The organism is Streptomyces sp. NPDC029044 (genome assembly GCF_040637495.1).
GTDB lineage: Bacteria > Actinomycetota > Actinomycetes > Streptomycetales > Streptomycetaceae > Streptomyces.
On record NZ_JBEZWN010000063.1, the window covers coordinates 1 to 13,847 of the forward strand.

At 72.0% G+C, this 13,847-nt stretch carries 13 protein-coding genes; 9 read left to right on the forward strand and 4 right to left on the reverse strand.

Annotated elements, in window-relative coordinates:
* Positions 1 to 1,677, reverse strand: a 1,677-nt coding sequence (locus AB0E85_RS32725; protein WP_361934938.1) for a glycosyl hydrolase, incomplete at its 3' end; no start/stop codon positions are given.
* A gap of 208 nt (positions 1,678 to 1,885) precedes the next feature.
* On the opposite strand from AB0E85_RS32725, the gene AB0E85_RS32730 reads away from it, so the two are divergent.
* The 7 genes from AB0E85_RS32730 (at position 1,886) to htpG (ending at position 10,706) form a co-directional block, all read left to right on the forward strand.
* A complete protein-coding gene (locus AB0E85_RS32730) occupies positions 1,886 to 3,172 on the forward strand; it encodes an MFS transporter (RefSeq protein ID WP_361934941.1) in 1,287 nt (428 codons plus the stop codon).
* Positions 3,173 to 3,174: 2 nt separating this feature from the next.
* Positions 3,175 to 4,638: an L-fucose/L-arabinose isomerase family protein gene (locus tag AB0E85_RS32735; RefSeq protein ID WP_361934944.1), complete on the forward strand. Its 1,464-nt coding sequence runs from the start codon at positions 3,175 to 3,177 to the stop codon at positions 4,636 to 4,638.
* Between the two features lie 272 nt (positions 4,639 to 4,910).
* Complete coding sequence (locus AB0E85_RS32740) at positions 4,911 to 6,170, forward strand: cation:proton antiporter (RefSeq protein WP_361934947.1); 1,260 nt, start codon at positions 4,911 to 4,913, stop codon at positions 6,168 to 6,170.
* Between the two features lie 419 nt (positions 6,171 to 6,589).
* Positions 6,590 to 6,877 carry a DUF3040 domain-containing protein gene (locus tag AB0E85_RS32745; protein ID WP_361934950.1) on the forward strand — a complete coding sequence of 96 codons (288 nt, stop codon included), beginning with the start codon at positions 6,590 to 6,592 and terminating at the stop codon, positions 6,875 to 6,877.
* A 192-nt stretch (positions 6,878 to 7,069) separates the two neighbouring features.
* Complete coding sequence (locus tag AB0E85_RS32750; protein WP_361934953.1) at positions 7,070 to 7,846, forward strand: hypothetical protein; 777 nt, start codon at positions 7,070 to 7,072, stop codon at positions 7,844 to 7,846.
* A 116-nt stretch (positions 7,847 to 7,962) separates the two neighbouring features.
* Positions 7,963 to 8,724: a class F sortase gene (locus AB0E85_RS32755; RefSeq protein WP_361934956.1), complete on the forward strand. Its 762-nt coding sequence runs from the start codon at positions 7,963 to 7,965 to the stop codon at positions 8,722 to 8,724.
* Positions 8,725 to 8,807: 83 nt separating this feature from the next.
* Positions 8,808 to 10,706, forward strand: coding sequence for a molecular chaperone HtpG (gene htpG / locus AB0E85_RS32760; RefSeq protein ID WP_361934959.1), 1,899 nt, complete (start codon positions 8,808 to 8,810; stop codon positions 10,704 to 10,706).
* A gap of 12 nt (positions 10,707 to 10,718) precedes the next feature.
* On the opposite strand, the gene AB0E85_RS32765 is transcribed toward htpG, so the two are convergent.
* From AB0E85_RS32765 to AB0E85_RS32775, 3 genes are all read right to left on the reverse strand, one after another.
* Positions 10,719 to 10,970: a twin-arginine translocase TatA/TatE family subunit gene (locus tag AB0E85_RS32765; protein WP_361934962.1), complete on the reverse strand. Its 252-nt coding sequence runs from the start codon at positions 10,968 to 10,970 to the stop codon at positions 10,719 to 10,721.
* On the reverse strand, positions 10,958 to 11,623 hold the full coding sequence (locus tag AB0E85_RS32770; protein WP_361934965.1) for a hypothetical protein: 666 nt from the start codon (positions 11,621 to 11,623) through the stop codon (positions 10,958 to 10,960). The genes AB0E85_RS32765 and AB0E85_RS32770 overlap by 13 nt, the downstream gene beginning before the upstream one ends.
* A 78-nt stretch (positions 11,624 to 11,701) precedes the next feature.
* Positions 11,702 to 12,277, reverse strand: coding sequence for a TerD family protein (locus AB0E85_RS32775; RefSeq protein WP_361934968.1), 576 nt, complete (start codon positions 12,275 to 12,277; stop codon positions 11,702 to 11,704).
* 155 nt (positions 12,278 to 12,432) lie between these two features.
* Here AB0E85_RS32775 and AB0E85_RS32780 point away from each other — a divergent pair, with 155 nt between their 5' ends.
* Positions 12,433 to 12,819, forward strand: a complete 387-nt coding sequence (locus tag AB0E85_RS32780) for a BlaI/MecI/CopY family transcriptional regulator (protein WP_033307062.1) — start codon at positions 12,433 to 12,435, stop codon at positions 12,817 to 12,819.
* Positions 12,820 to 12,825: 6 nt separating this feature from the next.
* Positions 12,826 to 13,794 carry a M56 family metallopeptidase gene (locus tag AB0E85_RS32785; RefSeq protein ID WP_361934971.1) on the forward strand — a complete coding sequence of 323 codons (969 nt, stop codon included), beginning with the start codon at positions 12,826 to 12,828 and terminating at the stop codon, positions 13,792 to 13,794.
* The last annotated feature ends 53 nt before the right edge of the window (positions 13,795 to 13,847 follow it).

Genomic DNA, 13,847 nt, shown 5'->3' on the forward strand with positions numbered 1-13,847 from the left:
GGGCGGGCGGCCCACGACCACCACCCGCCCTCCCGCGTCGAGCAGTTCGGCCAGCCGGCGCGCGGTCCCCACCTCCAGCACGCTCGCCGAGGGCAGCAGCACCGCGCCGTACGCCAGGTCCCTGATGCGCAGGGCACCTCCGGTGGCCTCGGCGCGCTGCACCGAGTCGTCGTCGACGACGTCGAAGGAGATCCCGCGCCGGTCCAGGGCCCCGGCGTGCGGACCGAGCCAGTTGTTCGAGCCGCACAGGTCCAGGTAGTGCCGCTGCGTCTCGTCGGCGAGGGCGTGGCCGTCGCCCAGCCGGCCGTCGCCGAAGTGCCGGACCGGCGCGTCCAGCGGGACGAGCGCCTGCATGGTGGCGGTCGGATGCAGCACCGCCACGCCGGCCGCGTAACCGCCCCACGACATGATCGAGCAGATCCGGGCCACGGCCCGGGAGAACGCCGGGTACTGCTGCCAGTAGGGCTGGCGCCAGTCGGTGGACGGCGGCGCCCACTCGAACCAGCCGGCCGCGGTTCCGAAGTAACTGGCATGCGGGTTGTAGAGGTTGGCGCCGCTGCGCAGGAACGGCAGCAGCCAGCCGTAGGTGTCCTCCAGCGTGCCGCCCCAGCCGGAGGAGTGGAACGCCTCGATCCAGACGCGCTCGTGGCCGTAGAGGTGGGCCAGGGAGGAGTGCACCTTGGCATCGCCGTGGTGGTCGCTGCCGGCGGCGCCGTACCAGCGGTGGGTGCGGAAGTAGTCGGTGTAGATCTGCGTGGACTGGGCCGGGTAGCCCGCGCGGGCGGGGTGACTCTGGTCGCTGCCCAGCAGCAGGCCGCGCTCGCGGTGCCAGGCGGCGAGCGGCCGGAACAGGGCTTCCTCGGTCAGCTCCGCGCGGACCCCGTAGTAGTCGCCCCGGATCTTCCCCTCCGGCACGCCCGCGTCCGTGCCGAACAGGGCCGGCAGATGGTCGAGCAGGTCGTAGCCGCGCCGGGTGCGGAACTCGTCGGCGAAACGGTGGCTCCAGGCGTTGGTGCCGGGCAGTTCGTCCTGGAAGCTGCCCGCGACGACCGTGCCCAGGTACTCGGGTACGCGGCGGTCGTACTCGTGGTGGACCGTGTCCATCAGCAGGCCGACGGCGTGCGGGTCCAGATAGTCGAACGCGGTGGGGACGGCGGTGACGAGCCGTACCCCGGTCCCGTCGGCGGCCGCGACGCGCCCGTCCGCGGCCAGGTCGAGCCGCCGGCCGTGACGGGAGTACGCGGCCAGCGGTGTCTCGGCGCCCGTCAGGGCGACCCTGCCTCCGGAGACGCTCACGGCACGGCAGCGCAGGGCGAGTCCGGCCGCCTCGGGATGCCGCCGCGTCACAGCGCCCTGCACGTTGGCGCCGGAGAATCCGATCTGGTCGTAGAACCACAGGCGCGTGCCCAGCTCCGCCGCGATCGCGCAGGCGTCCGTGAAACGCTCCCACCACTCCTCGCCGAACCACGCCGGATCGTCGGCCCGGGCCCCGAACGTCGGGCCGGCCGGGGCCAGATTGATGACGACCAGGTTGTGCACCCCGCCCTCCGCGAACGCCCGCAGCTGCCAGGCGAGTCGCTCCCGGGTGACCTTCGCACCCGACCACCACCACAGGGGCGTGGGGCCGAAAGCGCGGGGCGGGTCGTCGAACAGCTGCCGGAGCTCGGGGGAGATCACGCACACGGTCCTTCCCCTAAAACGTTTTTAGGCCCTCTTCACGGTAGGCGAGCTGGGGCGGCCACGCCATATCCGTGTGTGGGGTCGGGCGATCCGACGTCATGTCACCCATGCGTGCACGACACCTTGTTGCAACGTTTTTCCCGCCCTATATTCGCCTCGACCAGGCACCCGGAACCGCGATGTCACCAGACGACGGAGTCGCATCATGGCCGGTACCCGCCCCATCCCCCGACCGCTCTGGAAAGCCGCCGCCCTGTCGGGCATGGCCTCCTATCTCGACGCCGGGCTGATCGTGAGCATCTCCGTCAACCTGGCCGTCTACCGCGACAGTTACGACATGGGCGTGTGGATGGCCGGGGCGATCAGCGCGATCGTCACCGGCTGCATCGCCGTCGGATCCCTCGTCGGCGGACGGCTCGCCGACCTCTTCGGCCGCCGCCGCGTCTACAACTGGGACATCTTCTGCTTCGCACTCGGCGCCCTCGTCATCACGCTGGCTCCGGACGACATCACCCTGCTCGTCGGCGTCCTCGTCGCCGGGCTCGCGGCCGGCGCCGACCTGCCGACGTCCCTGGCCGTGGTCTCGGACGCGGCCCCCTCCTGGGCCCGGGGCCGACTCGTGGCGTTCACCCAGGTGATGTGGATGCTGGGCATCACCGTCGCCATCTTCCTCGGCTTCGTCCTGTCCACCACGGGCATGACCGGGGCCCGGCTCATCACGGGACAACTCGCCGTCGCGGCCATCGTCACCTGGGCCCTGCGCTCCCGGCTGAAACTGCCCGACGAGCCGCCGGAGACCGGGACCGGAGCCGCCCCGGAGGCCGTCTCCCTGAAGGGCGTATGGACGCGAGCCGCCCTGCTGCCGATGACCGCGACGTTCGTCTTCTACGTGACCTGGGGCCTCGGAGCCAACACCTTCGGACAGTTCGGCACCTACCTGCTCGTCACCGTCAGCGACGCCTCGCAGAGCCTCGCCACCGGGATCAACCTGGCCTTCATCCCGATCGGGGTGCTGCTGACCTTCGCTTTCGTGCGCGTCGCCGACAGTCCCTGGCGCGACCGGCTGTTCCACGTCGCCGCGGTGGTCCAGATCCTCGCCTTCGTCATCGCGTCCCTGACCGCGGGCGCCCTCGCCGGCATGCTCGTCTTCTTCGTGCTCTACCAGCTCTCCAACCCCTTCGCCGGCGAGGCCAACTACAAGGTGTGGTCGCAGCTCACGCTGCCCGCCGACACCCGCGCCACCACCCAGGGCCTCACCTACGCCCTCTCCCGGGGCGTCTTCGCGGTCGCCGCCTTCTTCACCCCCGCCCTCGCCGACCACAGCCCGTCCGTCCTGCTCTGGACGATCACCGCGTGCATGACCGCGGCGGCGCTGGCGGGCGTGTTCATCATCCGCGTCCTGGTCCCGCGCTCCGCGAGAGACGTGCCGGACGGAGCGGACCTCCGGGCCGCCAGCACCACGCCCGCCGGGCTTTACGACAAGGAGCACTGACCATGGCAACGACCGCGGACCGCACGGCCGTACGGACCGCCGCCCTGCACGACCTGCTTCCACCGGTCACCCGGCGCCGCACCCGGATCGGGCTGGTCGCCGGCGGACTGGGCACCTACTGGCCGCAGTTCCCCCGACTCCTCCCGCAACTGAAGGAATCGGCCTCCTACGTCGCCGAGCGGTTCCGGGCCATGGACGCCGAGGTGACCGACGCCGGTTTCGTCTCCGACGCCCAGGAAGGGGCTCGTGCCGCCGAGCAGTTGAGGCGCGCCGACTGCGACCTGATCGTGCTGTTCCTGACGACGTACCTCACCTCGTCGATGGTGCTGCCGATCGCACAGCGCTCGCACACGCCGGTGCTGGTCATCGACCTCCAGCCGTCCGAGAAGATGGACCACGCCGCCTTCGACACCGGGGCCTGGCTGGCCTACTGCGGGCAGTGCCCCGTCCCGGAGGTGGGCAACGTCTTCCGGCGCGCCGGCATCCCCTTCCGGTCGGTGTCGGGCTGGCTGCGCCAGGAGTCCGCCTGGCGGCGCATCGAACAGTGGATCCGGGCCGCGCACATCCGCGCCGCGCTCCGGCACGCCCGGCACGGCCTCATGGGACACGTGTACCCCGGCATGCTCGACGTGCAGACCGATCCGACGCTGCTGGTCTCGACGTTCGGCTCGCACGTGGAGGTCCTGGAGTTCGACGACCTGAGGCACCGGGTGGAACAGGTGACGGAGGCGGAGACCCGGGAGCGGATGGCCCTCGCCCGCCAGGTCTTCACCCTCGACGAGAGCGTCGTGGAAGAGGACTTCGCCTGGGGTGCGACCGTGTCCGTCGCCCTGGACCGGCTGGTGGCCGACTTCGAGCTCGACAGCCTCGCCTACTACCACCGCGGACTCGACGGAGAGCTGCACGAGCGGCTCGGAGCGGGCATGATCCTCGGAGCCTCGCTGCTCACCGCGCGGGGCGTGCCGGCCGCCGGCGAGTACGAACTGCGCACGTCCGTGGCCCAGTTGGCGTCCGAGAGTGTCGGCGCCGGAGGCTCCTTCACCGAGATCCAGGCCTTGAACTTCGAGGACGGCGTGGTGGAGATGGGCCACGACGGACCGGCCCACCTCGCCGTCGGTGCCCGCGACCCGCTGCTGCGCGGGCTCGGCGTCTACCACGGCAAACGCGGCTGGGGGGTGAGCGTCGAGTTCGACGTCCGGCACGGGCCCGTCACCCTGCTCGGCCTCGGCCAGGACGCCGACGGCAGCCTGTCCTTCGTCACCTCCGAGGGCACCGTCGTACCGGGACCGCTGCTGGAGATCGGCAACACCACCAGCCGGGTCGACTTCGGCCGCGACCCCGGCGAATGGGTCGACGCCTGGAGCGCCACGGGCATCGGCCACCACTGGTCCCTCGCGGTCGGGCACCACACGGCCGACTTCCGGGCGGCGGCGAGTCTGCTGGGCATCGACCACCGGGAGGTGTGACGGGCGGCTGCCCGGTCGGCGGGCGCGGGCCGCCTCCGCCGAGGATGGGCGTCGTTCCCACCCGGATATGGGTGCGGGCACCGATGGCGAGGCCACCGGTGCCCGTGTGAGGCTGGCAGCACCGCCCGGGCCGCCCTTCCGGCCGTCACGGCCGCGGCCCCGGGCTGCCCGAGAGGGCACGACGCCACCCCTCAAGGCCCCTGAAGGAGGAGCCCCCATCCATCCCCGCCCGGTGAAACGATCCGTCTGCGCGCCCTCGAAGGTGGTGATCCGTGGGACACGCTGACAGCCTTCTCGCCATGGGCGGAGCCTTCCTGGCCGCCGCCCTCCTCGCCCGCCTCGGAGGCCGGATCGGACTCCCCACCATCCCGCTGTTCATGCTCGCGGGTATCCTGCTCGGCCCCCACACCCCGGGCCTCGTCATCGTCGAGGACGCCCACGACTTCGAGATGCTCTCCGCGCTCGGTCTGGTGCTGCTGCTGTTCTACCTGGGACTGGAGTTCCACCTCGACGATCTGAAGCAGGGCGGTCGCCGTCTGCTGACGGCGGGCGGGATCTACCTGCTGCTCAACGTCGGCGCGGGGCTCGGCTTCGGCTTCGCCCTGGGCTGGGGCGTCCGGGAGGCGCTGGTCCTCGCCGGTGTCCTCGGGATCTCCTCGTCCGCCATCGTCACCAAGATCCTCATCGACCTGGGGCGCATCGGCCGCCCCGAGACGCGCCTCATCCTGGGTGTCATCGTGGTCGAGGACATCTTCCTCGCGCTGTACCTGGCCGCCCTCCAGCCGGTCATCAGCGGCGCCCAGGGCGTGGGCGACATGGTCCTGCAAGGTGCCAAGGCCTTCGGTTTCCTGCTGCTGCTGGCCGCGGCGGCCCGATACGGCACGAAACCGGTCGGGCGGCTCATCGCGACCCGCGACAACGAACTGCTCGTCATCAGCTTCCTCGGCGTGGCCGTCCTGGTGGCGGGGGTCTCCGAGGTCCTCGGTGTCGCCGACGCCATCGGCGCGTTCATGGTCGGCCTGATTCTCGCCGGAACCCCGTCCGGCCCGCGCATCAGGGACCTGGTCCATCCGCTGCGCGACGCCTTCGCGGCCATCTTCTTCTTCGCCTTCGGACTCTCCATCGACCCCGGCGACATCGTCTCCGTCGTCGGACCGGTCGCCGCGGCGGCAGCGCTGACCCTCGTCATGAACGTCCTCGCAGGTCTCCTCGTCGCCCGCGTGTACGGCTACGGCATCGAGCCCGCCGCCGAGATCGCGACGACCCTCGTCGCCCGGGGCGAGTTCGCGCTGATCCTGGCAGCCATGGCCGCCGGCGCCGGACTCGACGCCCGGCTCGCCCCGTTCATCGCCGGGTACGTCCTCGTCCTCGCGGTCCTCGGCCCCATCGCCGCCGGTCGCGCACACCTGCTTGCCGGTGCCCTCCGGGCGGGTCAGGGCTCCCTGCCCCGCCGCACGTCCCCGGCACCCGGCACCGAGCCCGAGCACGCCGCCCCAGCCGCCGCCCCCCAGCGTGCCGAGGCCGAGCGCTAGGGGGTTTCCGCACAGTCGCGTCGTTCGCCCGGAGAGCGGGCGCCGTGGCGCCCGGTGCGTGCTCCCGGCGTGCCGGGCGTCGCGCGGCAGGCGGGACTTTGCGGACACCCTGTAGGCCGTGCCGCGTCCCTGAGGGCTCGATCAGCCCGACGCGGATGGCGTAACACGTGTTCGAACACCCGCCGGTCGCACCGGCGTTCATGAGGGTCGGCGACCGGGAAGAATGGGCATGGGGCCCGATGGCGTGAGCCGTTGGAGGAGGGAGAAGCTGAAGCCCTGGTGAGACAACCGTGGCCGACCGCACCGGCGCGTCGGCGGCCCGTCTCCCTCCGCACCGCCGCAAGGCCCGACACCCCAGGACTTGTCATGACCTCGGTCGTGCCTGCCTCGAAGCGCTCGGGTTCCGGGAAGGAGAAGCCGTGCCCCCGTCCGAAGACCACCGCCTCGTCGATCTCGAAGCACGACTCGAGCAGGAGGATCCCCGGTTCACCCGGGCCATGAGATCCGGCCGCCCCGCCCAGCCCCGGGAGTACCGGCGTACCGGTGCCTGGTGGGGTCTGGCCCTCGGCGTCGCCGTGCTGGCCTGCGGCATCGTCCTGTCCCAGGGGCTGCTCATCGCGGGCGGGCTGGTCCTCGTCGGCATGGCGGCCCAGCTGGCCGATCCGGACCCGGCCCGCATGGCGCACCGGGGTTTCGGACGGCGCTGACGGGGGGCCTCCGGGGCTCCCCGGCGCCCGCGCGGAGAGCGGGGCGTTCCGCCGTCGGAGTGCAGCCGTAACCCGTGTGAACGCCCTGGATGGTGGGGCTGCCCGGCATGACTGACGGTGGTTCACGTCGAGGCCGGGTCTCGTGAGCTGGCGAGGCGTCAGCTGCCCGGGTCGCGACGGAAGGACTCACCGATGCGCTCTGCCCGCATGCTGCTCGCGACGGCCACCGCCACGGCCGCCCTCGCGATCACCGCGCCCGCCGCCTACGCCGAGGCGATGGGTGACTGGGACAACGACTCCAGTTCCTACAGCAAGGAGCACCACAAGGACGGCAAGCACGACAAGCCACACGGCGGGATGCACACCGGTGGCGGAGCCCTGACCGCGGTGACCGCGGACGACGAGTGGGACGGCGACAAGGGCGACCACGAGGGCAAGGAAGAGGAGCACGGCAAGGAGAAGGGGCACGAGAAGGGCTCCTGGAAGGGCAAGCACCACAAGCCGCACGGCGGGATGCACACCGGTGGCGGAGCCCTGGCCGCGGTGACCGCGGACGACGAGTGGGACGGCGACAAGGGCGACCACGAGGGCAAGGAAGAGGAGCACGGCAAGGAGAAGGGGCACGAGAAGGGCTCCTGGAAGGGCAAGCACGACAAGCCGCACGGCGGGATGCACACCGGTGGCGGAGCCCTGGCCGCGGTGAACTCCGACGACGACTGGGACAACCCCAAGCACGACCCGGACACCTACAAGGAGGACGACTGGGGCGGCAAGCACGACGAGCACGGCAAGGGCTCCTGGGAGGGCAAGCACGGCAAGCACGACAAGCCGCGCGGCGGCATGCACACCGGTGGCGGCGGGCTGGCCTCCGCGCCGGGCGTGACCGCGGGCGGGATGGCCGTGCTGGCCGTGGCCGGCACCGGTCTGTACGCGCTGCGACGCCAGAAGGCCTCGCGCGGCACCGCGTGACCGACGCCTGACCCCACAGCAGCCGTGGCCGCCGCACGTGTACCTCGCGTCGCGGCGGTCCGGCTCGTCGCCCCGCGTGCCGTGCCCGCTGCCGTGCCCGAATGAGGTGGTCCTTGATGGCAGCCAGTCCCCCCGCTCTTCCCGACCCCGGCCCCGGCCCTGGCCCCGACCCCGGCCCCAGCCCCGGTCCCGAGCCCGAACCGTCGAAACGGCGGCTGCGTACCGTCGTGACGGTGCTGTGGACGCTGGCCGCCCTCGTCCTGACCGTGAGCCTGGTCGGCGGCCGGGGTGGGTCGTCCGACGCCGCCGGCCCGCCGCACGCTCCGCCGGCCGTGGCCGCGAACCCGGCCGTGCCCGAGGTGCCCGACACGCCGCCCACGTCGGCCGCGCCGCAGCGGTCCGCCGCGTCCGGGACAGGCCCGCATCTGCCGCGGTCCCGGCCGGTCCGCCTGCTCATCCCCAAGATCTCGGTCGACGCGCCCTTCACCGACCTCGCCATCGGCCGCTCGGGCCAGCTGGAGCCCCCGCCCTCGCACGACACCAACCTCGTCGGCTGGTACGCCAAGGGCCACACCCCCGGAGAGGCGGGTACCGCGATCATCGCGGGGCACGTGGACACCGCGACCTCCCCGGCCGTCTTCGCCGGACTCAGCGCACTGAGGAAGGGCGACCGGTTCCAGGTGGCGCGGGCCGACGGCGGCAAGGCGACCTTCGTCGTCTACGCCACGGAGTCCTTCGAGAAGGACGCCTTCCCCAGCGACCGCGTCTACGGCGACACACCCGACGCCCAGGTCCGGCTGATCACCTGCGCGGGCGCCTACGACCGTCGGGCCCGGGACTACACCGAGAACCTGGTCGTCTTCGCCCGCCTCGTCTGACTTCCGGGGCCCCGGCCTGACTTGGTGTTTTACAGTGACATCCAGTTCAGGCGACTGTGGGACCTGTGAGGGATTCGCGAACCATGACGACCGAAACGTTTGAGTTCCAGGTAGAGGCGCGTCAGCTGCTCCAGCTGATGATCCACTCGGTCTACTCGAACAAAGATGTCTTCCTGCGGGAGCTCGTCTCCAACGCCTCCGACGCGCTCGACAAGCTGCGTCTGGAGAAGCTGCGGGACGACTCCCTCGACGCCGATGTGTCGGACCTGCACATCGAGCTCGACATCGACAAGGAGGCCCGCACCCTCACGGTGCGGGACAACGGCATCGGCATGTCGTACGACGAGGTCGGGCAGCTGATCGGCACCATCGCAAACTCGGGTACGGCCGCGTTCCTGGAGGAGCTGCGGGAGGCCAAGGACGCGGCCGGCGCCGAGGGGCTCATCGGTCAGTTCGGTGTCGGCTTCTACTCCGGCTTCATGGCGGCGGACGAGGTGACGCTGGTGACCCGGCGCGCCGGCGAGGGCCAGGGGACCCGCTGGACGTCGCGCGGCGAGGCCACGTACACCCTGGAGAAGGTCGACGACGCGCCGCAGGGCACGTCCGTCACGCTCCACCTCAAGCCCGCCGACACCGAGAACCAGCTGCACGACTACACCTCGGAGTGGACGATCCGGGAGATCGTCAAGCGCTACTCGGACTTCATCACCTGGCCGATCCGGATGGTCCCGGAGGCGAAGGACGGCGAGGACGCGCCCGAACCCGAGACGCTGAACTCCATGAAGGCCCTGTGGGCGCGCTCGCGCGACGAGGTGTCCGACGACGAGTACCACGAGCTGTACAAGCACATCAGCCACGACTGGCGCGAGCCCCTGGAGACGATCCGGCTCCAGGCCGAGGGCACTTTCGAGTACCAGGCCCTGCTCTTCGTCCCCTCGCACGCCCCGCACGACCTGTTCACGCGGGACTTCAAGCGCGGTGTCCAGCTGTACGTGAAGCGCGTCTTCATCATGGACGACTGCGAGGCGCTGCTGCCGCCCTACCTCCGCTTCGTCAAGGGCGTCGTCGACGCGCAGGACCTCTCGCTCAACGTCTCCCGCGAGATCCTCCAGCAGGACCGGCACATCCGGATGATGCAGCGCCGGCTGACGAAGAAGGTGCTGTCCACGGTCAAGGAGTTCCTCGCCAAGGACGCCGACCGCTACCGCACCTTCTGGCGCGAGTTCGGCACCGCCCTGAAGGAGGGCCTGGTCACCGACTCCGAGAACCGTGACGCGATCCTCGCCGTGTCCTCGTTCGCGACGACGCACTCCGACGACGAGCCGACCACGCTCGCGCAGTACGTGGAGCGGATGAAGGACGGCCAGGACGACATCTGGTTCATCACCGGGGAGTCCCGGCAGAGCATCGAGAACTCCCCGCACATGGAGGCCTTCCGGGACAAGGGCATCGAAGTCCTGCTGCTGACCGACGCCGTCGACGAGGTCTGGGTCGACGCCGTGGGCGAGTACGCGGGCAAGAAGCTGCGGTCCGTCACCAAGGGTGAGATCGACCTCGACGGCGAGGACGGGGAGAAGGCCGGCGAGGAGCGCGAGAAGCAGGCCGAGGAGTACGCCGGGCTGCTCGGCTGGATGCGCGAGCAGCTCGACGAGGACATCAAGGAGGTCCGCCTCTCCACGCGGCTCACGGTCTCTCCGGCCTGCGTCGTGTCGGACGCGCACGACCTGACCCCGGCCCTGGAGAACATGTACCGGGCGATGGGCCAGGAGGTGCCGCGCACCAAGCGGATCCTGGAGCTCAACCCCGGCCACCCGCTGGTGAAGGGCCTGCACGAGGCGTACGGGGCGAGCGAGGACCGTACGGAGCTCGCCGAGTCCGCCGAGCTGCTCCACGCCCTGGCGGTGCTCGCCGAGGGCGGCCAGCCCAAGGACCCGGCGCGCTTCGTCAGGCTTGTGTCCGATCGCCTGGAGCGCACGCTCTAGTCACGAGGCGGATCAGGGGTGGTCCGGGGTGCCCGCCGCGCGGGCGCCGGGCGGGGTCGTGCCGGTGCCCGGCGGGACGATCTCGCCCTGGACCACCCGGGGCGCGGGGGAGGCCCCGGCCTCCTCGTCCTTCGCCGCGCGGGCCTCGGCCTTGAGGATGCGGGCCGCCTTGCCGGCCGAGCGGGTCAGCTCGGGGAGCTTCCTCATCCCGATGACCGTTATGACGACGATGAGAATGATCGCGAACTCGCTCAGTCCGAACATGGTGTCCTGTCCTCTCTCGCCCGGGCCGGGCACGGCGAGAGCGTATCGGGCGGCGAGCACGGTGTGATCGCCGTATCGGGATGCGGCCGCAGGTGCCGGCGCAGGTGTGGCAGCATCCCGCGGTCGAGGAGTTCCTGCCGCCAGACCAGCCGGGCGTGCTCCACCTGACCGGAGGCCGGGGGCACGCCGCGCCGGCGCAGAGCCGTGTGGAGCAGGGCGGCCAGGGTTCCGAGGCCGGTCACGGCCGCCACGAGCGCCAGGGTCCAGCCGGCCGCGACGAGCGATCCGGGCAGCGGCCCGAGGGCGTCGGCGAGGTGCAGCAGGCCGCCGGTCAGGAGCAGCGCCGCGGCGGACGTGCCCGCCACGAGCGGTGTGAGCACGGCGAGGGCCGGCAGCAGACTGCCGGTGTCCAGCGGCCCCCGCGTCTCGTGCCGGGCGGCCCTGCGCACGGCGAGGTAGGAGCGGTACGGCTCCTCGGCCGCCGCCGCGATGTCGTCGGCGTGGGCGAGCGCGTGGGCGCGCAGGTGCGCTGCCGCCCGGCCGGCCGGGTCGGCGATCAGGGCACCGCGGATGTCCGCGGTGCCCAGTGCGTGGTGCAGTACGGCTTCGAAGTCCGCGCGGTCCTCCGGGCGGAGGCGGGACAGGTCGGCCACAGGGTCTCCCGGTCGGTTGCTGATGCGGGCGCCGGGCCCGGCCGCACGCGGTCGGGCCCGGCGGCGCGGTGGTCCGTGTCAGACGTTGACGCCGAAGTCGGCGGCGATGCCGGCCAGACCCGAGGCGTAGCCCTGGCCGACCGCGCGGAACTTCCACTCGGCGCCGTGCCGGTAGAGCTCGCCGAAGACCATCGCGGTCTCGGTCGAGGCGTCCTCGGACAGGTCGTAGCGGGCGATCTCCTGGCCGCCCGCCTGGTTGACGACCCGGATGAAGGCGTTGCGGACTTGGCCGAAGCTCTGGCCGCGGTTCTCGGCGTCGTGGATGGAGACCGGGAAGACGATCTTGTCGATCTCGGGCGGCACGGCGGCGAGGTTCACCTTGACGGACTCGTCGTCGCCTTCGCCCTCACCGGTGAGGTTGTCGCCGGTGTGCTCGACCGAACCGTCGGGGCTCTTGAGGTTGTTGTAGAAGACGAAGTGCTGGTCCGAGAGGACCTTGCCGGAGGCGTCCAGAAGCAGGGCGGAGGCATCGAGGTCGTAGTCGGTGCCGGTGGTCGTGCGGACGTCCCAGCCCAGGCCGACCAGGACGGCGGTCAGGCCGGGCGCCTCCTTGCTGAGCGAGACGTTGCCGCCCTTGGACAGGGAAACTCCCACGGGGTACTCCTTCTTGAGCGTTGACGTGTGCGGTGTGGATGCCACTGCGGATGTCACTCTGAATCTACAGCAATGTAGAAGCAGGCGGGATCGGGGCGTCGGATCTATACGATGTCCGCAAGGGAAATGCAGGGCGGTGAAAGGGAGGCGGGGCGGTGACGGGTCCCGGGCAGCGTCCCCGGCGGGGACAGGGCGAGCTGGAGGCGCTGGTGCTGTCGGCGCTGCGGGAGGCGGACGGCCCGGCCACGGCAGGCTGGGTGCAGGAACGCCTCGGCGGTGACCTGGCGTACACGACGGTGATCACGATCCTGACCCGGCTGCTGGGCAAGGGCGCGGTCACCAGGGAGCGCGTCGGCCGGTCCTTCGCCTGGACACCGGCCTCGGACCAGGCGGGCCTGGCCGCCCGCAAGATGCGCAAGGTGCTGGACGCCGAGAGCGACCGGGGGGCGGTGCTGGCCAGCTTCGTCACCGGCCTCGGCCCGGACGAGGAGCGACTGCTGCGCGACCTGCTGGATCAGGCACAGGGCGAAGGGGAAGACTGAAGCCTCATGGGGGTCTTCGTCTTTCTGCCACTGATCCTGCCGCTCACCGCCTGGCCGGTCGCCCGCCTCGCCGAACAGCATCTGCATCCGCGCACCGCGACCCGGCTGCTGACGGTACTGGCCCTGGTGCTGGCGCTGTGCAGCACGGTCTGCCTGGCGCTGGTCATGGTGGTCGGTACCGCCCAACTGCCCGGCAACCCGCTGCCGGACGGCTGGTCCGACCCCGAGGTGCGGGCGGCGGTGCCGTACGACGAGGTCGTGGGCAAGGCCGCGATTCCCGCGCTGTGCGCGGTCGTTGTCGCGTGTGTCCGGACGGCGCGGCGGCACGGGCGGGTACGCCGTCAGGCGCATCGCGCCCTGGCCGGGCTGCGGGAGACGGAGGTGGCGGTGCTGCCCGACGCCGTGCCCTACGCGTACGCGCTGCCGCCCGCAGGCCGCCGCGGCGGCGGGGTGTCGCGCCCCCGCGCCGGGCGTGGCCGCGTCGTGGTGACGACGGCCCTGCTGGACCGGCTCCGGCCGGCCGAGCGCCGGGCCCTGTTCGCCCACGAGCGGGCGCACCTCGCCGCCCGGCACGACCGCTACCTGCTCGCCGTGCAACTGGCGGCCCGCGCCAACCCGTTCCTGCGACCGCTGGGGACCGCTGTGGCGTACACGGCCGAGCGGTGGGCGGACGAGGAGGCGGCCCGGGTGATCGGCAGCCGCCGCACGGTGGCGAGGGCGATCGGCACGGCCGCGCTCGTCTCGCGGGGCACCCCGCTGCCCACCCTCGCGGGACTCGCGGCTCCCGGCCCCGTGCCGCGCCGGGTGGCGGCGCTGCTCGGCCCGGCCCCCGCCGTGCGGCACTGGCCGCCGGCGTTCACGGCGGTCGGAGCGGCGGCGTGGGGCGCGGCCGCCGGGACGGCCGTCTCGGCGATGTCGTCCGCCAACTCGGCGGTGACGATGGTCCTCATCCTGCACGCGGCGACACCGCTCTGACCAGCGCGTCGGAGCGGTTGGGCGCGCCGTCAGGGGCGCGGGGAACTGCGCGA

Coding starts and splice junctions, on each gene's coding strand:
- AB0E85_RS32750 (WP_361934953.1), top strand. CDS start 7,070: ATGCGCTCTGCCCGCATGCTGCTCGCGACGGCCACCGCCACGGCCGCC.
- htpG (WP_361934959.1), top strand. CDS start 8,808: ATGACGACCGAAACGTTTGAGTTCCAGGTAGAGGCGCGTCAGCTGCTC.
- AB0E85_RS32735 (WP_361934944.1), top strand. CDS start 3,175: ATGGCAACGACCGCGGACCGCACGGCCGTACGGACCGCCGCCCTGCAC.
- AB0E85_RS32765 (WP_361934962.1), bottom strand. CDS start 10,970: ATGTTCGGACTGAGCGAGTTCGCGATCATTCTCATCGTCGTCATAACG.
- AB0E85_RS32730 (WP_361934941.1), top strand. CDS start 1,886: ATGGCCGGTACCCGCCCCATCCCCCGACCGCTCTGGAAAGCCGCCGCC.
- AB0E85_RS32785 (WP_361934971.1), top strand. CDS start 12,826: ATGGGGGTCTTCGTCTTTCTGCCACTGATCCTGCCGCTCACCGCCTGG.
- AB0E85_RS32755 (WP_361934956.1), top strand. CDS start 7,963: ATGGCAGCCAGTCCCCCCGCTCTTCCCGACCCCGGCCCCGGCCCTGGC.